Source organism: Paraburkholderia sp. J63 (assembly GCF_905220245.1).
In the GTDB taxonomy this organism is placed as follows: domain Bacteria; phylum Pseudomonadota; class Gammaproteobacteria; order Burkholderiales; family Burkholderiaceae; genus Paraburkholderia.
Map to the genome: position 1 here is coordinate 36656 of NZ_CAJMZF010000025.1, position 20382 is coordinate 57037.

At 64.8% G+C, this 20382-nt stretch carries 18 protein-coding genes; 7 read left to right on the top strand and 11 right to left on the bottom strand.

Going from position 1 to position 20382, the window contains the following annotated elements:
- Nucleotides 1-32: 32 nt before the first annotated feature.
- The 3 genes from U5775_RS24330 to U5775_RS24340 all read right to left on the bottom strand — a co-directional run bounded on the left by U5775_RS24330 (nt 33) and on the right by U5775_RS24340 (nt 2404).
- The gene (locus U5775_RS24330) at nt 33-980 is read right to left on the bottom strand and encodes an alpha/beta hydrolase (RefSeq protein ID WP_322060654.1); all 948 of its coding nucleotides are present in this window, start codon (nt 978-980) and stop codon (nt 33-35) included.
- Nucleotides 977-1762, bottom strand: coding sequence for an SDR family oxidoreductase (locus U5775_RS24335; RefSeq protein WP_322060655.1), 786 nt, complete (start codon nt 1760-1762; stop codon nt 977-979). The genes U5775_RS24330 and U5775_RS24335 overlap by 4 nt, the downstream gene beginning before the upstream one ends.
- 69 nt (nt 1763-1831) lie before the next feature.
- Nucleotides 1832-2404, bottom strand: coding sequence for a nuclear transport factor 2 family protein (locus tag U5775_RS24340; protein ID WP_322060656.1), 573 nt, complete (start codon nt 2402-2404; stop codon nt 1832-1834).
- 250 nt (nt 2405-2654) lie between these two features.
- On the opposite strand from U5775_RS24340, the gene U5775_RS24345 reads away from it, so the two are divergent.
- From U5775_RS24345 to U5775_RS39520, 3 genes are all read left to right on the top strand, one after another.
- On the top strand, nt 2655-4313 hold the full coding sequence (locus U5775_RS24345; protein ID WP_322060657.1) for an NAD(P)/FAD-dependent oxidoreductase: 1659 nt from the start codon (nt 2655-2657) through the stop codon (nt 4311-4313).
- A complete protein-coding gene (locus U5775_RS24350; RefSeq protein WP_322060658.1) occupies nt 4310-5080 on the top strand; it encodes an SDR family NAD(P)-dependent oxidoreductase in 771 nt (256 codons plus the stop codon). Before U5775_RS24345 ends, U5775_RS24350 begins: the two co-directional genes overlap by 4 nt.
- Nucleotides 5081-5236: 156 nt before the next feature.
- Nucleotides 5237-5773, top strand: coding sequence for an MmgE/PrpD family protein (locus U5775_RS39520; protein WP_415913641.1), 537 nt, complete (start codon nt 5237-5239; stop codon nt 5771-5773).
- A gap of 221 nt (nt 5774-5994) precedes the next feature.
- Here the strand turns inward: U5775_RS39520 and U5775_RS24360 are convergent, their stop codons facing one another.
- Nucleotides 5995-6273, bottom strand: a complete 279-nt coding sequence (locus U5775_RS24360) for a hypothetical protein (RefSeq protein WP_322060716.1) — start codon at nt 6271-6273, stop codon at nt 5995-5997.
- A 62-nt stretch (nt 6274-6335) separates the two neighbouring features.
- On the opposite strand from U5775_RS24360, the gene U5775_RS24365 reads away from it, so the two are divergent.
- Together U5775_RS24365 and U5775_RS24370 are read left to right on the top strand one after the other, a co-directional pair.
- On the top strand, nt 6336-7118 hold the full coding sequence (locus tag U5775_RS24365) for an SDR family oxidoreductase (protein WP_322060659.1): 783 nt from the start codon (nt 6336-6338) through the stop codon (nt 7116-7118).
- Nucleotides 7115-9085 carry an FAD-dependent oxidoreductase gene (locus U5775_RS24370; protein ID WP_322060712.1) on the top strand — a complete coding sequence of 657 codons (1971 nt, stop codon included), beginning with the start codon at nt 7115-7117 and terminating at the stop codon, nt 9083-9085. Before U5775_RS24365 ends, U5775_RS24370 begins: the two co-directional genes overlap by 4 nt.
- A 208-nt stretch (nt 9086-9293) precedes the next feature.
- On the opposite strand, the gene U5775_RS24375 is transcribed toward U5775_RS24370, so the two are convergent.
- The 6 genes from U5775_RS24375 to U5775_RS24400 form a co-directional block, all read right to left on the bottom strand.
- Nucleotides 9294-10532: a CaiB/BaiF CoA-transferase family protein gene (locus tag U5775_RS24375; RefSeq protein WP_322060660.1), complete on the bottom strand. Its 1239-nt coding sequence runs from the start codon at nt 10530-10532 to the stop codon at nt 9294-9296.
- 16 nt (nt 10533-10548) lie between these two features.
- A complete protein-coding gene (locus tag U5775_RS24380) occupies nt 10549-11715 on the bottom strand; it encodes an acyl-CoA dehydrogenase family protein (protein WP_322060661.1) in 1167 nt (388 codons plus the stop codon).
- Between the two features lie 22 nt (nt 11716-11737).
- On the bottom strand, nt 11738-12199 hold the full coding sequence (locus U5775_RS24385) for a MaoC family dehydratase (RefSeq protein ID WP_322060662.1): 462 nt from the start codon (nt 12197-12199) through the stop codon (nt 11738-11740).
- A gap of 29 nt (nt 12200-12228) precedes the next feature.
- Nucleotides 12229-13116: a CoA ester lyase gene (locus U5775_RS24390; RefSeq protein ID WP_322060663.1), complete on the bottom strand. Its 888-nt coding sequence runs from the start codon at nt 13114-13116 to the stop codon at nt 12229-12231.
- Nucleotides 13117-13395: 279 nt separating this feature from the next.
- Nucleotides 13396-15030 (bottom strand): GMC family oxidoreductase, encoded by a 1635-nt coding sequence (locus U5775_RS24395; protein ID WP_322060664.1) that lies wholly within the window; start codon nt 15028-15030, stop codon nt 13396-13398.
- Between the two features lie 50 nt (nt 15031-15080).
- Nucleotides 15081-16577 carry an aldehyde dehydrogenase family protein gene (locus U5775_RS24400; protein ID WP_322060665.1) on the bottom strand — a complete coding sequence of 499 codons (1497 nt, stop codon included), beginning with the start codon at nt 16575-16577 and terminating at the stop codon, nt 15081-15083.
- A 186-nt stretch (nt 16578-16763) separates the two neighbouring features.
- Between U5775_RS24400 and U5775_RS24405 the strand changes: the two genes are divergently transcribed.
- Nucleotides 16764-17687 (top strand): AraC family transcriptional regulator, encoded by a 924-nt coding sequence (locus U5775_RS24405; protein ID WP_322060666.1) that lies wholly within the window; start codon nt 16764-16766, stop codon nt 17685-17687.
- Between the two features lie 71 nt (nt 17688-17758).
- Here the strand turns inward: U5775_RS24405 and U5775_RS24410 are convergent, their stop codons facing one another.
- A complete protein-coding gene (locus tag U5775_RS24410; protein WP_322060667.1) occupies nt 17759-18688 on the bottom strand; it encodes a LysR family transcriptional regulator in 930 nt (309 codons plus the stop codon).
- A gap of 217 nt (nt 18689-18905) precedes the next feature.
- Here U5775_RS24410 and U5775_RS24415 point away from each other — a divergent pair, with 217 nt between their 5' ends.
- A complete protein-coding gene (locus U5775_RS24415) occupies nt 18906-20288 on the top strand; it encodes an MFS transporter (protein ID WP_322060668.1) in 1383 nt (460 codons plus the stop codon).
- Nucleotides 20289-20382: the final 94 nt, after the last annotated feature.

The following is a 20382-nucleotide window of genomic DNA, read 5'->3' on the forward strand; positions in this document are numbered from 1 at the left end:
GAGTATCGCCACTGGTGCGCGAGGGCGGCGCGTCAGCGCGACGATCGCGCGACCAGGCGGCGCAGCCGCTCGCAGATGAAGCGAAGGCCGCTGCGGCTGCCGGGCAGCACGCCGATCATCATCAGGAAGCCATGCATCTGCCCCTGCGCACGCAGATGATGAACCGGCACGCCGGCCTGTTCGAGGCGCTGCGCGTAGGCCTCGCCCTCGTCGCGCAGCACGTCGTGCTCGGCGGTCACGACGATCGCTTCCGGCAAGCCCGAGAGGTCGGCTTCGCGCAGCGGAGAGGCGAGGCTCGACTGCCGGGTCGCGTCGGTTGGCGCGTAGTGGGTCCAGTACCACGCCATTGCGTCGCGGGTGGTCAGGAGCTGATTCTCGGGCGCGACGTACGACGGTCGATCGAATACGCAGTCGGTCACCGGATAGACGAGCAACTGGCCCGCGAGCGGCACCGTGCGCTCGCGGCGGGCGAGCAGCGTCACCGCGATCGCGAGGTTGGCGCCCGCGCTGTCGCCCCCGACGAGCATGGGCAAGTCGGCGGGCAGTTCGGCGCCGGGCAGCGCGGCCCGTTGCGCGGCGAGCCACTGCGTGGCCTGCCACGCATCGTGTACCGGTCCCGGGAACGGATGCTCGGGCGCCTTTCGGTATTCGACGAGTGCGACTGCGACACCGGCGCCCACCGCGATCTCGCGGCAAAGCGGCGTGAATTCGTCGACTCCGCCCACGACCCAGCCGCCGCCATGGAAGTACACGAGCAGCGCTTGCGGGCGTTCGTCGGGCACGAACAGGCGCGCACGAAGCGTGCTGCCATCGACGGGGATCTCGAGCGCCACCGAGGCGCATTCGGCACCGGCGGAGAGGATCGTGCCGATGCGCGCGAACGCGGTACGCGCCTCGTCCGGCGTCATCAAATGGCGCGGCTTCGAGGCCGCCGCGGCGAGCTTGTCCATGAACGCGCGGGTTTCGGCGGCGAGGCTCATGACGGCAATCCGGCCAGCACGGCGTCCACGCCGCCGAACAGGTTCCAGCCCAGCGCCGCGGTCGCGCCCGCATCCACGACGAGGTTGGTGCCGGTAATCGCGGCCGCCGCATCGGAGAGCAGGAATGCAATCGGTCCGGCCAGCTCGCCAGGCGTGATCACGCGACCGAGCGCGGTCTGCCGCGCCATCACGGCGGGATCGCGTTCGCCGCGCGCATAGCTGGCTTCGATCACGGGCGTGCGCACGGGCCCCGGCGAGACCGCATTCACGCGAACGCCCTGGCGGCCGAGATAGACGGCGAGCGCGCCGGCCAGATTGATCATCGCGGCTTTCGACGGGCCGTACGCGAGGTGCGGGGTCGGCATCATGCCGGCCAGCGACGAGAGCATCACGATGCTGCCGCGTCCGCGCGATGCCATGCGCAGCCCGACCGCGCGGCAGACCGCGTAGGCGCCGCGCGCGTTGATGTCGAGGATCCGGTCCCAGACCGGCAGGTCGGCCTGCAGCGGGCCCTGCGCCGGCGGGATGATGCCGGCCGCGAACACGAGCGCGTCGATCTCGCCGCAATCGCGCTCGATGGTGTCGATGCACGGCTCGATGGCGTCGACGTCGCCGACGTCGAGCGTATAGGCACGGCCGCCCGTTTCGGCCGCCACGCGTTCGGCGGCCTCGGCGTCCCGGTCGGCCACGATCGGGTTCCAGCCCGATGCGAGCGCGGCGCAGCATGCCGCGCCGATGCCACCGGCGCCGCCCACCACGAGCACGTTTCTGCGCAATGCCATGAATTCCTCCGTTGAATGCTTTGTTTTAGGCGCAGCGGGACAGCGGGCGCACCGGTTGCACCGGGCGCGTCAGCCCAGCCCGGCTTCGGCGCGCGCCGCGAATACCGGATCGTCCTGATCGCGGCGGCCGAGCGTCCATGCCGGATCGAGCGTGTTCCCGGCCGGATCGACGAGTTGCGACTGGATCGCGTCGAACACCGTGCGGCGCCGCGCGATACGCCACTCGCTGTCGCGCTTCTCGAAGCGGTCGACGTACCGGCCGAAGACCTCGACGCGGCTGTTGTGCGTGCTCCCGGCATGCTTCGCGTCCAGCATCGCGCGGTGCTCGCTGGCCTGCGGCGCGAGCTCCAGCCGCGCGAAGAAATACGTCTCGACCGCGGCGATGTTGTCGGACGCGAATTCCACGAGGCAATTGCCGAGAAAGTGCGTGGATTTCAGCAGGCCCGGCGCATCGTGGCGCTGCCTGACCCACGCGATGAAATCGTCTCGCGTGCCCTTGAAATCGGCGTGGTCGTCGTGGCCATCCTCGAAGAAAGCGGCGCGCACGAGCGCCCAGTCGCGGCGGTCGACACCGCGTGCGTAACGCAGCATCACGTCGCGAATCAGGTCCTTGTCGATCAGGTGTTGCATGGCGGCAGACACGGCAGCGCGCTCCTTTCGTTTGACGGCATTAACGATGAAGAGCGGGTCCCTGTCGTGTCAACGCGGATCGCGCGCGTCTGCCGTACTTTGAAATTTCTCCATCGGCGCGAGCGCGTGAGCCGGTGCTGCATCGATTTCAAAGTACGGCAAGCCATCGTCGTCGCCATTGATGCGAACTGGCCTGCGGTCATTCAATAGATTCCTGCGAAGGGCCATTCAATTCACCGGAATTTCTCAGGAGACAACCCTCATGAACCCACACCACGACGTGCTGGACGCCGTTGTCGTCGGCGCCGGCTTTGGCGGACTGTATGCGATCAAGCGCCTCACCGACGCGGGTTTCCGCATTCAGGCATTCGAAGCCGGCGACGGCGTCGGCGGCACCTGGTACTGGAATCGCTATCCCGGTGCCCGTGTCGATCTCGAATGCTGGGACTACTCGTATTCGTTTTCGCCGGAGCTTCAGGACGAATGGGACTGGCCCGAGCGCTATCCGACGTCCGCGGAACTGATGCGCTACCTGAACCACGTCGCCGATCGCTTCGATCTGCGCCGCCACGTGCGCTTCAATACGCGGGTCGAATCCGCCGTGTTCGACGAAACGCGCAATCTCTGGCGCGTGACGACCTCGGACGGCAAGGTCACGAACGCACGTTTTTTCGTGCCCGCAACGGGCGTGCTCTCGGTGCCGAAGCCGCCCGAAATTCCCGGCATCGAGACGTTCGCCGGCGAAAGTCATCACACGGGGCGCTGGCCGCATCATGAAGTCGATTTCAGCAATAAGCGCGTGGGCGTGATCGGCACGGGTTCGTCGGGCATTCAGGTGATTCAGGCGCTCGCGGGAAAGTGCCGGCACCTCACGGTGTTCCAGCGCACCGCCGTCTATGTGGTGCCCGCGAAGAATCATCCGCTGACGCCCGAGATGCGCGCACGCGTGCGGGCGACCTATCCGGAACGGCGCGCGGTCAGCCGTCTTACGCGCTTTGGCATCGCGGTGCCGTTCCCGGTGGAGTCGGCGCTCGACGCGACGCCCGAAGAGCGCCTGAAGAAATACGAGAACGCGTGGGAAAACAGCCAGTTGCTCGGCTTTCGTATGTGCTACGGGGACATTCTCTCGAACGAGGCCGCGAACGAGACGGTCGCCGAATTCATTCGCGACAAGATCCGCGAGACGGTGCAGGACCCGGCGGTCGCGGAGAAACTGCTGCCGCGCGGCTTCCCGTTCGGCACTAAGCGCCCATGCCTCGGCGACACCTACTACAGCGTGTACAACCGCGATGACGTGACGCTCGTCGACCTGAAACAGACGCCGATCGATCGCGTGGTGCCCGAGGGCATCGTGACGAGCGACGGCCTGCACGAGCTCGACGTGCTGATCTACGCGACCGGTTACGACGCGCTCACGGGCGCGCTCTCGCATATCGACGTGCGCGGCGTGAACGGCCGCGCGCTGACCGACAAGTGGGCGAGCGGCGCGAAGACCTATCTGGGCCTGATGACGAGCGGCTTTCCGAACCTGTTCACCGTCACGGGGCCGGGCAGCCCGGGGCCGCTCGCGAACATGTCGATGAGCATCGAGCAGCACGTCGACTGGATCGCGCGCTGCATGGCCGATCTGCGCGAAGCGGGCATCGACCGGATCGACGCGCAACCGCAGGCGGAGGAGGACTGGATGCAGCACGTTCAGGACGTCGTGGCGAAAACGCTCTATTTGAAGGCGAACTCGTGGTACGTCGGGGCGAACGTGCCGGGCAAACCGCAGGTATTCCTGCCGTATCTGGGCGGACATGGCAACTACCGCAAGAAATGCGACGACGTCGCGGCGGCTGGCTACACGGGATTCGTGCTTACGCGCGCCAATGATCAGGATACCGTATCAATTAACGAAACGATTGGAGACGTAGCATGAGCGCAAACACGGGACGCCTGGCCGGCAAGGTTGCCTTCATCACGGGCGCGGGGGCGGGAATCGGGCGCGCGGCGGCCGAGCTGTTCGCGCACGAAGGCGCGAGCGTCGTCGTCGCGGAGTTCAATGCCGAAAGCGGGCAGGCCACGGTCGATGCGATTCGCGCGGCGGGCGGGACGGCGACGTTCGTGCGAACCGACGTCACGAGCGAGGACAGCGTGCGCGAATCGATCGCGGCCGCGATCGAATTCGCGGGGCGCATCGACGTGCTGTACAACAACGCGGGCGGCTCGACCGCGGTGGACGCGCAGGTGACCGATTGCCCGGCCGACGAATTCTGGCGCGCGGTCAAGCTCGATCTGTTCGGCACCTGGATCACGTGTAAATACGGCATCGCCGCGATGATGAAGTCAGGCGGTGGCTCGGTCATCAACAGCAGCTCGGTGTTCGCGCTGGTCGGCACGCGCGGCAAGGACGCGTATACGGCCGCGAAGGGCGGCATCTCGGCGATCACGCGCTCGATGGCCGTCGAATATGCGGCGCATCGCATTCGCGTGAACGCGGTGGCGCCCGCTGTGACGGTGACGGCGCGCGTGGCCGGCCTGCTCAAGTCGCAGCCCGACGTGATCAACAAGACCGGCGAGCGTCAGTTGCTGGGGCTGATCGACCCGAAGGAAGTCGCGTTGACGGCGCTCTATCTGGCATCGGACGAATCGAAGACGACGACAGGGCAGATCTTCCCGATCGACGGGGGATTTTCGATCTCCTGACGAAAGCATATGGAGTGGCCGTCCATAAGTGACGATTATGCTTTTCATAAGCCTGGAGGTCTTTCCCGCGGTCGGGCTTACGAATGTAATAGGTGCGATTGACTAATGCGATGGTTGCCCCCGGCGGCCACCCAGGCCATAACAACGGAGACAGCCATGAGCACCCTTGTCGAGCAGTTGGCGGACTTCAGCACGGGAACGCGATTCGAAGACATTCCTGCCTCTGTTGTGGACGAAGCCCGCCGATTGATACTCGACTCGATCGGATGCGCGTTTGCAGCAGTCGACCATCCGCGGGGGCGCATCGGCAAGGCCATGGACTATTTGCGCGACATGAAAGACGGCCAGCTCGACACGCCAAAAGTCTTCGGTTTCGCGAGCACGGTTTTCGGGGCGACGGCGGCGATCAAGTACACGATGGCGGCGCTGGTGCAGTCCGCCATGCTGGCCGCGCACATGGGGCAGATGGGCCATCGCGGCGACTTTCAGTTGCTGGACGACGCGGAGCATGGCTATGCCCGCTTCATCGGCACCCGGCGCTGGGCGCCGGAAAGAATCACGGCGGGTCTCGGCGACCAGTGGGGCTTCGTTTCCGCATCGCCCATGGCATGGCCATCGGCGCGCACCGCTTGCCGCCGGGACGCGAATGGCAGGACCCGAAGCACGTGTTCAGCCCTTCCGTGCTGGGACTGATGAAGAAAGTCCGGCACCGGGTGCATCTAGATTACCTCAAGGAATTATCGTCCGACGGCTCGGCGCGTCCGTCGCGGGTCGAAGTCAAGGCGCGCGGCCAAACGTTTGTGGCCGAGCGCCTCTACCCCTAGGGCAGCCCGTCGCCCGATTCTTCGAACCGGTTTTTCACAGGAGAACTGATCGACAAGTTTCATCGCAACGCCGACGGCGTGGTGCCGTGTTCAAGCGCCGATGCCATCGTCGATGCGGTGATGGAACTGGATCGCGGTGGCAACGTTGCCGCGTTGATGGCTTTGGCGGCTCCGGCTCCGGTTGCCGCATAGCGCCCCTATCGGGCAGGTGGCGGGGGCGCCGGTCCCGCGCGCCAGTTGGGGCGCACGCGCATTGGCGCAGCACGCAAAAAAACATGGCCGACGTTCCAATGTACGGATCAAACGTTGCAGCCCGTTGATTCGACCGTCGTGCCGGGCGTTCAATGTCAAGAAGTGGTAAATGGTCATCGTGCGCTGTGCTCACAGCCGGGGTCGCCACTGCATAACTCATATCAGGAAGGAAAACCGCAATGGACATGAAGCTTGCGGGCAAGCGGGCGCTGATCACGGGCGCATCGCAAGGGATCGGCGAAGGTCTCGCGAAGGCGTTCGCCAGCGAGGGCTGCCATCTCGCGTTGACGGCACGTTCCGCGGACAAGCTGGAAACCCTGGCCGCGAGCCTGCGCGCCGCGCATGGCGTGCGGGTGGACGTGCTGGCGCTGGACATGACGGGCCCCGGCGCGATCGCGGACATCGTGGCCTTCGCGGGCGATGCCGACATACTCGTGAACAACGCGGGCGCGATTCCGGGCGGCACGCTCTGGGAGATCGACGAAGACGCCTGGCGCAAGGGCTGGGAATTGAAGGTGTTCGGCTATATCAATCTCACGCGCGCGATGTACGCGCAGATGAAAGCGCGCGGCGTCGGCGTGATCCTCAATAACATCGGCAACGGCGGCCAGAACTTCGACTTCAACTACATCGCGGGCTCGACGGGCAATGCCGCGCTCATGGCCTTCACCTGCGCGCTCGGTGGCCGCAGCCTCGAGGACGGCATCCGCGTGCTGGGCGTCAACCCCGGCCCGGTGGCCACGGAGCGGATCGGCAAGGTGCTCCGGAACCATGCGGCGCGGCTGCTGGGCGACGAGGATCGTTCAGGAGAGCTGATGGCCGGCTATCCGCTGGGCCGCGCCGCCAAGGTGGAGGAAGTGGCCGACCTGTTTGTCTATCTGGCATCGCCGCGCTCGGGCTATACCAGCGGCACCATCGTCACGGTGGACGGCGGCATTACCTCGAAGCGATCGGTGGCCTGAACATGTACGAACGCATTTTCTCGCCGATCCGTATCGGCGCCGTCGAAGTGCCCAATCGTATCGTGCGCACCGCACACGCCACGCGTCTCGCCAACGGGTATGTCAACGACGACCTGATCGCCTATCACCTCGCGCGGGCCAAGGGCGGCGCGGGGCTGTCGATCATCGAAAGCACGTCGGTCCATCCCTCGTCGACCTTTTCCCTGAGCGCGGCCGACGAAGGGGCGATCGCGCCGATGCGCAGGCTCGTCGATGCGATCGCGCCGACCGGCATGAAGCTGTTCACCCAGCTCTGGCATGGCGGCTACACTGACCCCGCGGCGGACGGTGGCCTGCCCTGGGCGGTGACGGCGCTGCCGGGACGCTATTCGGTGGCCCCGCCGGTTTCGATGACGACCGACCAGATCGGCGAGCTGATCGAAGCCTACGCGCGCGCGGCCACCCGCATGGAGGAAGCGGGCCTGCACGGCGTGGAAGTGCTCGCCGGAGCGGGTTATCTGTTCTCGCAATTCTTTTCGCCCGTGCTCAACCAGCGCACCGATGCCTATGGCGGCAGCTTCGAAAACCGCATCCGGGCGCTGCTCGAGACGCTGCGCGCGATTCGCGCGGCCACCTCGCCGGGCTTCGCGCTGGGCGTGCGCATCGGCGGCAGTTCGGACCCGCGCATCCTCGCGGACGAGGACGTGCATGCCATTGCGCTGCGCGCGCAGACCGAGGGGCTGATCGATTTCGTGAACATCACGCACGGCGATTACTACTTCCATGTCGATCGCTACGCGGGCATGGACCAGCCGGTGGGCTATCAGTCGCCGCACGCCGAACGCATTGGAGAGGGACTGACGGTCCCGCGCATGGTCGTGGGCCGCTATGCCACGCTCGACGACGCCGAGCAGGCGCTGAAAACGGGGCAGGCCGAGATGATCAGCATCGTGCGCGGCATGATTGCCGATCCGATGCTCGTGGTGAAGGCGCGCGAGGGGCGTGGCACGTCGGTGCGTCCCTGCATCGGCTGCAACCAGGGCTGCATCGGCGGCGCGTTCAGCGGCCGCATGGGCTGTGCCGTGAACCCGGCTGTGGGCAACGAACGCACGCTCTCGGACGAGACCATCGCCCACGCGGCCAACCCTCGCAAAGTGCTGGTGGTGGGCGGCGGCGTCGCCGGCATGGAGGCCGCGCGCGTGGCCTTGCTCGCGGGGCACCAGGTCACGCTGGTCGAAGCCACCGCCGATCTGGGCGGCCTGCTGAACTACGCGAGGCACCTGCCCAAGCTGCACCCGATCGGCGACATCGCCATCTGGCTGGAACGCGAGATTTACCGTCTGGGCGCCGAGGTGCGGCTTTCCACCTACATGGACGCGGACGACGTGCTGGCCGAGCAGCCCGACGCCGTCATCGTGGCCACGGGCGCGCAGCCCGTGGACCTGAGCGAATTCCGCCAGACGGCCGACCCGGCGGCGCAATTGCCGATTGCGGCGGACGCGAGGGTGCTGACGCCGCTCGATCTCGCGGTGGCGCCCCCGCAAGACCTCGGCCGCACGGCGCTGGTCTTCGACGACGTGGGCCACTACGAAGCGATCGGCTGCTGCGAAGCGCTGATCAACCGCGGGGTCGAGGTGACCTATGTGACGCGCCATCTGATGTTCGCGCCGGCCGTCGAGGCCACGGGCCGCACGCAGGCCGCGTTGCGGCGCATGCACGCGGCGGGGCGGCTGCGCATCGTCACGCAATCGGCGCTGGTTTCGATCGGCAAGGGCAGCGTGGCGATCAGGCCGCTATTTGGCACTGCTACAGAAGACGTCCCGGCCGATACCGTAGTGCTGGTCGGCTACCGGCAGTCGCAGAACGAAATCTGGGAGGCGTTGCGAGGGCGCGTGGATCAGCTCCATCTGGTGGGCGATGCGCGGTCGTCGCGCGATATCCAACCGGCGATACGCGAAGGCCACGTGGCTGGGCGGTCGATCGTGTGACGATAGAGGTGGAGTAGATGCCGATAAGCGACGCGCTGGCCGAAGTGCGCTACGCCTGTTACTTCGAGCCCGTTACCGGGGTTGTCCGAAAGCAGGGCAGTTCCTGAGCCGGGCTCCGATGAACGCGTCGGCTTGCTCGATCAACGCCATCACCCTCCGCACGGCGGAGGGTTTTTTTTCGGGTCGACGCGGCCGGGTTACGCCCGTATCAGATGACCCCCTGATCGTGCAACTGCGCGAGTTCGGCTTCGGAGAGCTTCAACAGATCGCGGTAAATCTCGCTATTGGCCGCACCCAGCGCCTGTGCCGGCTGATCGAACTGCACCGGCGTTTTCGAGAACTGGATGGGCAGACCCATCCCCATCGCGTCGATGTCCGCGAGGCCGGGGTGCTCCAGCTTGACCACGGCGCCGCGCTCCTTGAGCACGGGGTCGTGCAATACCTCGTGAGGCGAACGCACCCGCGCCGCGGGCACACCGCGCTTTTCCTGCAGCTCGTGGATGACTTCGGCGCTGGTGTGCTGCTGCGTCCACGCTTCGATCAGCGTGTTCAGGCCGGCCGCGTGCTTCATGCGCGGGCCGCGCGTGGCGTAGCGCGGGCCATTGGCCAGCTCGGGCTGCCCCATTGCCTCAGTCAGGCTCTGGAACCAGTCCGGCTGAAAAGCGACCAGCGCGACGTGACCGTCCTTCGTGCCGTAGACGCCGAACGGCACGAGGCGATCATGGAAGTTGCCCGAGCGCTTGGGGTAGCCATGGGCCTGAAAAACGTCGAAATGCTCCTCGGCCACCATCGACGCGAGGCAGTCGAGCATCGAGACTTGCACCCGTTGTCCTTCGCCCGTCTTGCCGCGATGGATCAGCGCCGAGAGGATGCCGTTGACGGCGAAGAGCGGCGCAATCAGATCGGCCATCGGCAGGCCGATGCGCGTAGGCGGGCCGTCGGCAAAGCCGGTCACGTCCATGATGCCCGAGAGCGCCTGCACGATGATGTCCATGCCCTTGAGCCGCGGGTAGGGGCTGGGCTCGCCAAAGGCCTTGACCGACGCATAGATGATCCTCGGGTTGGCCTCGCGCACGCTTTCGTAGTCCACGCCCAGGCGCGCGGTGACGCCTTCGCTGGCGTTCTCTATCACCACGTCGCACTCTTTCACGAGGCGCATGAAGATGGCTTTGCCCCGCGGCGATTTCAGATCGAGCGTAATGCTCTTTTTGTTGCGCGCGCGGTTGAGCGTGGTGAGCGACACTTCGTGATCGTGCCGGACGCCGAAGTGAATGCCGTCTTCGCCCACATAGGGCGGGTTGTTGCGTGCGATGTCACCGCCGCCCGGCGCTTCGACGCGGATGACTTCCGCGCCCAGGCCGCCGAGCAGCAACGAGCCGTAGGGCCCCGCGAGCGCCACGGTCAGATCGAGGACGCGCAGTCCTTCCAGCGGTTTGGTAGCTGACATGTTTGGTCTCGTCTTGTCAGTAAGACTTCGGCAAACCGAGCTTGCGCTCGGCGATGTTCGAGAGGACGAGCTGCGGAGTGACGGGCGCGATATAGCCGATCCACGCCTCGCGCATGAAGCGCTCCACGTGATATTCCTTTGCATAGCCGAAGCCGCCATGCGTGAGGATCGCGGTCTGGCATGCCTGCATGCAGGCCTCGGACGCCAGCAGCTTCGCGGCGTTGGCCTCGGATCCGCAGGAGAGCCCCTTGTCGTAGAGCTCGGCTGCGGCAAGCATCATGTGGTTGGCCGCCTCGAGCTCGGCCCAGTTGCGCGCGAGCGGATGCTGGACACCCTGGTTTTGCCCGATCGGACGACCGAAAACCACGCGATCCTTCGCATATTGCGTCGCCAGCTTGAGCACGGCGCGCCCCATGCCGACCTGCTCGGCGGCGACGAAAACGCGCTCGGCGTTCATGCCGTGGAAGATATAGCTGAGCCCCTTGCCTTCCTCGCCGATCAGCGCGTCCTTCGAGACCGGCAGGTTGTCGATGAAAAGCTCGTTGGTATCGACGGCGGCGCGCCCCAGCTTGTCGATCTCGCGAATCTCCACATAATCGCGATCGAGTTTCGTGTAGAACAGGCTCAAGCCCTCGCTGTGCTTCTTGACCTGCTCGATCGGCGTGGTTCGCGCGAGGATCAGCATGTGGTCGGCCACCTGCGCGGTCGAGATGAAGACCTTCTTTCCCGAGATCAGGTAGCTGCCGTCGGGCTGCTTTTTGGCCGTGACCTTGAGCTTGGTGGTGTCGAGCCCCGTGTCGGGCTCGGTGACCGCGAAGCACGCCTTATGCTCGCCGCGGGCGAAAGGCGGCAGCCAGGCCTTCTTCTGCGCCTCCGAGCCGAAATGCACGGCCGGTTGCAGGCCGAAGATATTCATGTGGATGGTCGAAGCCGCCGCCTGGCCGCCGCATTCGGCAGCGGTACGCAGAAAGAGGGCGGCTTCGGTCACGCCCAGATTGGCGCCACCGAATTCCTCGGGCATGCAGATGCCGAGCCAGCCGCCGCTTGCCACGGCCTCGAAGAATTCGTGTGGAAACGTGTGGTTCTTGTCCTTGTTGCGCCAGTATTCAAGCGGGAAGTCCGTACAGATCTTTTGTGCCGCATCGACGAGGGCGTGCTGATCGGCGCTGAGTTGGTAGTTCATTGCTAACTCCGGTAGGGCGAAATCAGGCCTTGTCGGCGGGACGCAGCATCATGAGGCCGCTGCGCACCGCCGTGCAGACGATCTCGTCGCGCTGGTTCTTCGCAACGTGCCTGAAGGTCACGATGCCAGAGTCGTTGCGGCTCTTCGAGAGACGCGTTTCGACGATCTCGGTTTCGACGCGGATGGTGTCGCCATGGAACGTGGGCTTGGGAAACGCGATCTCGCCGAATCCCAGGTTGCCCAGCGTAGTGCCGAGCGTCGTTTCGTATACCGTAATGCCGGCTACGAGCGCCAGCAGGAACATGCTGTTCACGAGGCGCTGACCATACAGACTGCTCTTGCTGTATTCGGCGTCGATATGCAGCGGCGCGCAGTTATAGGTCATCGCCGAGAACAGGACGTTGTCGGTCTCGGTCACGGTGCGGCGGATGGCGTGCTCGATCACCATGCCGGGCTTGAATTCTTCGAAGTAAAGGCCTGCCATTTTGATTGTCTCCTGTCCAGGGATGTTGATCAGCGGTTGAACGACTGCGCGAGCGCGATGATTTCGCGCGCCGTTTTCACGTGGGCAATGTCGATATGCTCGCCGTCGTAGATGCACGAGGCGCGGCCTGCGGCCTGGGCCTGGTCCAGGGCGTCGATCATTCCCCGGTAAAACGCCACTTCTTCCTCGGTGGGGCTATAGGTCTTGTTGACGATCTCGACGTTCGAGGGATGCAGCACCAGCTCGCCGCTCATGCCCAGTTGACGGTCGTTGGCCGACGAGACCTTGAGCCCTTCGAGGTCGTGCACCTGCTGCCAGACGCCGCCGATGGGCAGCTTGCCCGCGGCGCGCGCGGCCATGACCACGCGCGACTTCAGGTACTGCGTCTCGCGGCCTTCGAGCGACCAGACGGTCTTGAGCGCGCGGGCCACGTCGGCATTCTTCGCGGTGGCGCCCACGATGGCGGGCACGCGCTCGTGCTGGGCGATTTCATAGGCCAGTTGCAGCGAGCGGGCCGTCTCCAGCAGCGGAATCACTTTGGTGTGGCCCACTTCGACGCCCGCGCGGCACTCGGCCTCGGCCAGCATCGACGCAACGGTATGGATATCTTCGGGGCCGCAGGGTTTGGAGATCACGATGCCTTCGATCACGGGGCTCACGATCGCGAGGATGTCGTCGAAGTCGTACAGGTGCGCGCTGCGGTTGATGCGCACCCAGATCCGCTGCTTCTGTTCGGCGAGCCAGGCCAGCTTCGACTTGACGATCTCGCGGGCTTCGGCTTTCTGCGCGGGCGGCACGCTGTCTTCGAGATCGAGGATCAGCGCATCGGCTTTGGAATGAATGGACTTCTCGATCCAGCCGGCTTTGTTGCCGGGCACGAAGAGAAAGGAGCGGATGGGTTTCATTTGCGTCGACATGATTGCGTATGCCCTGCCAAATTCGCCTGCGGCGTGTATTGATTAGTTATCCATATATATCGGCGGAGCGATGAGACGGCCCTGACCTGTCACCGACCGACCGCTCGCGTCACCCTGCTGGCAACTATTACATTCGCAAGACGGGCGGCAAGAAAGGCATCGAGGCTTATGAAAAAAATAAGCAGGACTTATGCGGAGGGGAAATGGACGGGATAAAGAGGCACGGCACCGCCCGGCGGGAACCGGGCGTCAGCGCCCGATCCCCGCACTGCTTGCACTTCAGACGCTACTGCGAGCGTCCTCGATGATCATGTCAGCGGCTTTTTCGCCGATCATGATCGCCGGCGCATTGGTGTTGCCCGACATGGCAGTCGGCATGATCGAACAGTCGGCCACGCGCAGATTGTCCGCTCCACGCAGCCGCAGACGGGCATCGACCACGGACAGCGGATCGCTTTCGGGCCCCATGCGGGCCGTGCCCATGTGATGGAACGCGGTGCCGCCGGACTGGCGCACGAAATCGAGAATCTCGTCATCGGAGTTGCCCACGGAGTTGCCGGGGAAGCTTTCGTCGACGAAGAGCGGGGCGAACGCCGGTGAACGCATGAGCCGCCTTGCCATGCGGATGACCTCGACGATGGCGGCGCGGTCGGTATCGGTGTCCAGGTAGTTCGGCTGGATTTCGGGCGCATCCTGAACCCGGGTCGAGACCGCACGCACATACCCGCGGCTCTCCGGCCGCTGCTGGTAGCCGCCGATCGTCATGCCGGGATACGCGTCGAGCTTCCCGGTTTCCCCTCTCTTGAAGCTGGCGGGGGTGAACGACATCTGCAGATCGGGCACGGCCATTGCCGGATCGGTGCGATGAAACAGGCGCAGCGGCACCGGCCCCAGCGACAGCACGCTGGGGCGGCCGATCAACCATTTGAAGACCTCGAACACCAGCGGCAGACCCGATGCACGTTCGTTCAACGTGCGTACGCCCTGCAGATGCGCGGACAATCGGACCTGGTAGTGGTCGGTGAGGTTGGCGCCGACGCCGGGCGAGTGAATCAGCACCTCGCGGCCGATCGCTTGCAGATGGGCGCCGTCACCCACGCCCGAGATCTGCAGCAGACGCGGCGTGTTGATCGCGCCTGCCGAGAGGATGACCTCGCGTCGAGCCATGACCGATTGACGCTGACCGTCTGCGCCGCCGCGAATGTAACGCACGCCCACGGCTCTGCGCCCCTCGAACAGGACTTCTTCGGCAAGGCAGCCGGTGCGGACCGTCACGCGCCGGGTGCGCCTCGCCTGCTTGAGGAAAGCCACCGCGGTGCTGATTCGTCGACCGGGACCACGGCTCGTATCGATCGTGAACTGGAAGTCGCCGACACCGTCCTGGGCTGCGCCGTTGTAGTCGTCGGTAAAGTGGATGCCCTCCGCAGCGGCGGCCGCAATGAAGCGGGCGTAGAGCGGACTGGGATAGTAAGGATTGCTGACCGTCATGGGGCCGCTTCTTCCCCGGAAGGCATCGTCTCCTGCTCCGAGGCGGCGCTCGGATCGACGGAAGTAGGGCAGCACGTCCGTGAAGCTCCAGCCCGGATTCCCCATCGCGGCCCAGGCGTCGTAGTCTTGCGGCTGGCAGCGGTTGTAGACCATGCCATTGATCGAGCTGGATCCGCCCAGCACCTTGCCCTGCACCAGCGGCACGGACCGGCCGTTGATCCCCGGCACCGGGGCGCTATGGAAACCCCAGGTCAGGTTGGGATTGGATACCGCGTGGATGAAGCCCGCGGGCACGTGGATCATGAGGTTGCGATCGGCTGGGCCGGCTTCGAGGACACATACGCTGTGGCCAGCCTCGGCCAATCTCAGTGCAATGACACAACCTGCGCTGCCTGCCCCCACGATGACGTAGTCGAACGATTCCATATTGGTTTTCCTTGACCGCATGCGATGTTGCGTGTGTTGCGTATGGCCTTTTAATCGGCCATGTTGAAGTTCACGGTTTTGAGTTCGGTGAAGGCTTCGATCGAGGCCCAGCCGCCTTCACGTCCGATGCCGGATCGGTGGATGCCGCCCATCGGCGCATGCGGCGAGCTCGCGTAGCCGTTGATGCCTACCGAGCCGGTGCGCATCGAGCGCGCCACGCGCAGCGCACGCTTGATGTCCTGGGTATAGACACAGCCGGCCAGTCCGAATGGACTGTCGTTGGCGAGGCGTATGGCCTCCTCTTCGGTATCGAAGGGAATGACGGTCAGCACCGGGCCGAAGATTTCTTCCTGGGCGACCCGCATCCGGTTGTTCTCGACGAGAAACAAGGCGGGGTTGACCCAGTTGCCCGCGTCCCATTCGCCGCCGGGCCGATCGCCGCCGTGCAGCAACTGTGCGCCTTCCTCGCGGCCGATCCGCACATAGTCCAGCACCCGTTCCATCTGGCGCCGCGATGCCAGCGGGGCCGAGGTGGTTTGCGGGTCGAAGGGATCGCCGAAGCGCACGCTCCTGAGCTGCTCGCCCGCGTGGTGCAGGAACGCGTCGAGCACCGAGCGGTGCACCAGGGCGCGGGTCGGCGTGGAGCAGATCTGCCCGGACAGAAAAGTCGAGCAGAGTCCCATCAACGTCGTGGCGGTCGCGGCGATGTCCGCATCGGGGAACACCAGCGCGGCGCTCTTGCCGCCCAGCTCCAGCGACAGGCGCTTCATATTGCTGCCGCTCGCGCGCACGATGGCCTGTCCCACGCCCGTGCTGCCCGTGAAGCTGACCTTGTCGACGCCGGGGTGGCTGGCGAGCGCGGCGCCGGTGGCGCCATGGCCGGTGACCAGGTTGACCACGCCTCGCGGAAGTTCGCTATCCTGAAGAATTCTTGCGAGGCGCGAAACCGCGAGATTGGTCAGCTCCGAAGGCTTGATCACAACGGTGCAGCCACAAGCGAGTGCGGGCGCCACTTTCATCGCGAAGGTCAGGACCGGTCCATTGAACGGCAGGATCGCGGCGACCACGCCGACCGGCTCGCGATACGTCATGTAATCGATCGGCGCGCCGCTGGCAAAGCGTGGGTAGGTCTCGCCCGTGATCTTGTCGGTCCAGCCCGCGAAGTGATCGAACACGCGTGCCGCCGCCGAAGGCGAGACACGCGTGCTACGGCTGAAGTGCCAGGGGATGCCGTTGTCGAGCGTCTGCAGCGCGGCCAGCTCGGCCTCCTCGGCAAAGATCCGCTCGATGATGGGCTGCAGCAGGCGGCGGCGATCCGCAGCCGCGATGTGCGGCCACGGCCCCTCGTCGAAGGCATGGCGAGCCGCGGCAACGGCACGATCGACATCCGCCTCGCTGGCGTCGGGGAAGGTCGCCATGACTTCCTGGGTCGCGGGATGCACTTGCTCGAAGCGCGCGCTGTCGCCGTCCTGCCACTGGCCGTCGATCAAAAGCTGACCGGGCTGCACGCCCAACTGGTCACGCATCGGTAAAAGGCTCAGGGCCATGAGGTTGTCTCCTTTCTGGGTCTTTTGTTGGTCTCGGGCTGCCTTGGCCGCGGCTTGCTGCGGTTCTGGATCGGGGCTGCGCAGAACGCGGGGGCACTTCCGGAGAGAATGTAAAGACCGCAGTCGGGACGTACAATGCGTAGCAATCTTGAATTAATTCGCAATCGTCTTGACAGGCAGCCTTGAATGTCGATGGATCCCCTTTCCGAAATCCTGACGTTGTCGCGACCGCGCAGCACCCGGACGGCGGCGCTCGATGTGGCCGGTCCCTGGTCGTTGCGGTTCCCGCCCGATGAAGGCGTCCGGTTCTGCGCCGTTGAACGCGGGGATTGCTGGATCAGGACCGATCACGACACGCAATGGCAGCCATTGACGCCCGGCGACTGCTATCTGGTCAGTCAGGGAAGTGCGTTCGTGCTGGCCAGCGATCCGAGCCTGGAGCCGGTGGAAGCCGCCACTCAGATCACGCTCGGGCACCGCGGATTGAAGTCGATCAGAGGGGGCGGCGACTACATGATCGTCAGTTGCCTGTTCGAGTTCGCCGCCGACCAGGTGGCGAGGCTGCTCCATCCCTTGCCGGGCGTATTCAGTGTTCCTGCCGAAAGCGAGCAGGCCTCTTTCTTGCGCCGCGCGATGGGACGTCTCGCGGCCGAGCTGGTGTCGCCACGTCCGGGCACGGCCCTGGTGGCCGAGCATCTCGGGCATCTGATGCTGGTGGAGATGCTGCGCCTGTTCCTGGATACACCGCATTCGACGCTCACGCCGGGCTGGCTGCAGGCCGCAGCGGATCCGCAGATTGCGCAAGCCATCCGGGCAATGCACGACGCCCCGGCGCACCCGTGGCAGCTACAGCAACTGGCCGCCGTGGCCGGCATGTCGCGCGCCGTATTCGCCCAACGCTTCAAGCAATTGATGGGGACACCGGCGATCGAGTATTTGACTCGCTGGCGCATGCTGCTGGCCGGGGCAAAACTGAGCTCCAGTCAGGAAAGCATTGCCGCTATCGCGGCCCACGTGGGTTACGGATCGGAGTATGCGTTCATCACGGCATTCACACGGGTCATGGGCTGCTCCCCTGGACGCTATCGGCGCGAGGCTGGACGGCACTAGTCCGTGCCGGCGTTCCGTACATTGGTGAATGCTTGTGGAGCGATGGGCCAGGACGTGGCCAAAGTTGTGGACTAGCGTGGCTTTGGCTTGCGCGACCTCGCAGCCTCGGCGGCCTGGGTCCAGTTGCGATAAGCGACCTCGACCAGCTTGCGCAGCCATATATGGCTGGCGTCGCCCTGAAACCGCTCGTGCCAGATCATGCGGGTCGTGAGCGTTCCCACCTCGAAAGGCAGCGCCTGGATCTGAACGGGAAACAAGGCCGCCAACTGCTGCCCGGCCGGTTCCCCCACGGTGCAGATCGCATCCGTTTTCACCACGGTCTGCGCCGCGACGAAATCGCTGGAGACGGTAACCACCGCATTGCGTTGAATGCCCGTGACCCTCAGGCGTTCCGATATCGGGTCGGTGCTGTCCACGAGCCGATGGACGGCCACATGCCGGCCATCGACATAGTCTTGCAGCGTGAGCGGCGTATTGGCCCATCTCCCCTGGGCGGACACCATGCAAACCATGTGATGCTCCGCGAGCCGTTGCTGGCGCAGCGACGGCGCGGCGTCTGCGAGGCTGCCGGCCGCGAGATCCACTTCGCCTTGCTCGAGCATGGCGAGCAGCCGCGAGTGGTGCACCCGTATCCCTCGAATACGACAGCGCGGCGCATGCTTCGCGAATTCGGCCGCCACGCAAGGCAGAACGGCAAACTCGGCCACCTCGGACATGCAGATGACGAACTCCTGGTCCGCGGTATAGGGGTCGAAGCCTTCGGGCGGCCGCGAGAGCATGTCCAGATCGCGCAGCAGCCGCGCAATGACGGGCTGCAGCGCCAGCATGCGCGGGGTGGGCTGTAGCTGGTTGCCGCTGCGCACAAACAGCTTGTCGCCAAAGTGCTCGCGCAGCTTGCGCAGGTTCTGGCTGATGGCGGGCTGCGTGACGCCGAGGGCCACGGCCGCCCGCGAGGCATTGCCCGTATCGAGTATCGCCTGCAGCGTTGCGACCAGGTTCATGTCGATGCGGGGCGATCGGCCCGATGGCCCTGGCTTATGCGAAGGCATAAGCGACGATTATGTTTTTCATAAGCATGGTTGCCTTTCTTGCCGCCGGGCTTGCGAATGTAATAGGTGCCGTGAGCACGATTGTCGAGCAATTCGCAGACTTTAGCATCAGGGTATCTGCGCGTGCCGCCCGGAAAACAACCATCACAGAGACGGAGACAACAAGGACATGCGCGAGATCGATCTACAAGCGGTAATCGACAAAGCTCGATTCAGCCGCCTTCACATCACCATTATTTTCTGGTGCACCCTGGTCATGGTGCTCGACGGTTATGACCTGGCGATCGTGGGTATCTCGCTGCCGTTGATCATGAAGTCCATGCAGGTGACGCCGGCTCAAGCCGGCATCATGGCGAGCGCGAGCCTGCTGGGAATGATGGTCGGCAGCGTCCTTTTCGGCCGCGTGGCCGACCGCGCCGGCCGCAAGCCGGCAATGATCCTGTGCGTGGCGATCTTCAGCGTTTTCAGTGCCGCGGCGGGCGTGACCTCGAGCCCCGTTGCATTCAGCATCGCGCGTTTTCTGGGCGGCCTCGGGATGGGTGGCGTCGCGCCGGTTGGCACCGCGCAGATGACCGAATTTTCGCCGCGTAGCGCGCGCAGCACGCTGGTATCGCTGATGTTCGCCGGGTACTCCGTGGGCGGTGTGCTAGCCGCCGTGCTGGGCAAGAGCGTGCTGGAGCGTCATGGCTGGCAGTCTGTCTACCTGGTGGCGGCGGTGCCGGTCATTTTTATCCCCGCAATGTGCAAAATGCTCCCGGAATCCTTGTCGTTTTTGATGGCAAAAGGTAAGGAGTCCGATATTAAAGCCATCCTGCGCAAACTCGTTCCCCACCATGAACTTCAGCCGAACGACAGGATCGTCATGCAAAAGGCGCAAAACGAATCGGGCGGACTGCTGGGCGGACTGTTCAAGAATGGCCTTGCCACCAGTACGCTGATGTTCTGGATAATTTGTATGACTAACCTGTTTGCCGTGTATGGCCTCAGTTCATGGTTGACCCGACTCATGGCGGCCGCGGGCTATAACCTGGGTTCGGCGCTGATTTTTGTCCTGTTCCTCAATCTGGGCGCCGTAGCCGGTGCGATCGGCGGCGGCCGGCTTGCCGACCGCCTCGACATCCGGTACGTGCTCGTTGGCATGTATCTGATCGCGGCCGTGTCGATTGCATTGCTCGGCTATCACGCGTCAACGGGCGTGCGGTACTTGCTCGTCGCGGTGGCGGGGGCTTGCACCATCGGTACGCAAATTGTTGTTTATGCCTATATAGGCCAGTTCTACACGGCCGGTGTACGCGCGACCGGGGTGGGCTGGGCGTCCGGGATCGGACGTCTGGGCGCGGCGTTCGGGCCGATTCTGATTGGCATTATCGTGGGTCTCAAGCTTTCGCTGCACGTCAATTTCTTCGTGATGGCGATTCCCTCGGTGCTGGGTGCGATCGCGGTTGGGTTCATCAATCATCGGCTGTCTGCCTCTGCGGCGAGTCTCCCATCGGAAAGTTCGCCAGCCGATGTCAATGCACAGCGTGCGTTTGGCACCGCTTCGAACCAGTAAGGCAGTCGCGGTCGGCCCGGCTTTCTGCCGGCGGCTAATCAATCGATGCGATGCGCTTGCGCTAACATCGACGTTGGAAATCCCAACGTCTTCG

Excerpts from the sequence above, each read along its gene's own strand:
- U5775_RS24330 (WP_322060654.1), bottom strand. The coding sequence starts at position 980 with ATGAGCCTCGCCGCCGAAACCCGCGCGTTCATGGACAAGCTCGCCGCG.
- U5775_RS24335 (WP_322060655.1), bottom strand. The coding sequence starts at position 1,762 with ATGGCATTGCGCAGAAACGTGCTCGTGGTGGGCGGCGCCGGTGGCATC.
- U5775_RS24345 (WP_322060657.1), top strand. The coding sequence starts at position 2,655 with ATGAACCCACACCACGACGTGCTGGACGCCGTTGTCGTCGGCGCCGGC.
- U5775_RS24350 (WP_322060658.1), top strand. The coding sequence starts at position 4,310 with ATGAGCGCAAACACGGGACGCCTGGCCGGCAAGGTTGCCTTCATCACG.
- U5775_RS39520 (WP_415913641.1), top strand. The coding sequence starts at position 5,237 with ATGAGCACCCTTGTCGAGCAGTTGGCGGACTTCAGCACGGGAACGCGA.
- U5775_RS24360 (WP_322060716.1), bottom strand. The coding sequence starts at position 6,273 with ATGACCATTTACCACTTCTTGACATTGAACGCCCGGCACGACGGTCGA.
- U5775_RS24365 (WP_322060659.1), top strand. The coding sequence starts at position 6,336 with ATGGACATGAAGCTTGCGGGCAAGCGGGCGCTGATCACGGGCGCATCG.
- U5775_RS24375 (WP_322060660.1), bottom strand. The coding sequence starts at position 10,532 with ATGTCAGCTACCAAACCGCTGGAAGGACTGCGCGTCCTCGATCTGACC.
- U5775_RS24380 (WP_322060661.1), bottom strand. The coding sequence starts at position 11,715 with ATGAACTACCAACTCAGCGCCGATCAGCACGCCCTCGTCGATGCGGCA.
- U5775_RS24385 (WP_322060662.1), bottom strand. The coding sequence starts at position 12,199 with ATGGCAGGCCTTTACTTCGAAGAATTCAAGCCCGGCATGGTGATCGAG.
- U5775_RS24390 (WP_322060663.1), bottom strand. The coding sequence starts at position 13,116 with ATGTCGACGCAAATGAAACCCATCCGCTCCTTTCTCTTCGTGCCCGGC.
- U5775_RS24395 (WP_322060664.1), bottom strand. The coding sequence starts at position 15,030 with ATGGAATCGTTCGACTACGTCATCGTGGGGGCAGGCAGCGCAGGTTGT.
- U5775_RS24400 (WP_322060665.1), bottom strand. The coding sequence starts at position 16,577 with ATGGCCCTGAGCCTTTTACCGATGCGTGACCAGTTGGGCGTGCAGCCC.
- U5775_RS24405 (WP_322060666.1), top strand. The coding sequence starts at position 16,764 with ATGTCGATGGATCCCCTTTCCGAAATCCTGACGTTGTCGCGACCGCGC.
- U5775_RS24410 (WP_322060667.1), bottom strand. The coding sequence starts at position 18,688 with ATGAACCTGGTCGCAACGCTGCAGGCGATACTCGATACGGGCAATGCC.
- U5775_RS24415 (WP_322060668.1), top strand. The coding sequence starts at position 18,906 with ATGCGCGAGATCGATCTACAAGCGGTAATCGACAAAGCTCGATTCAGC.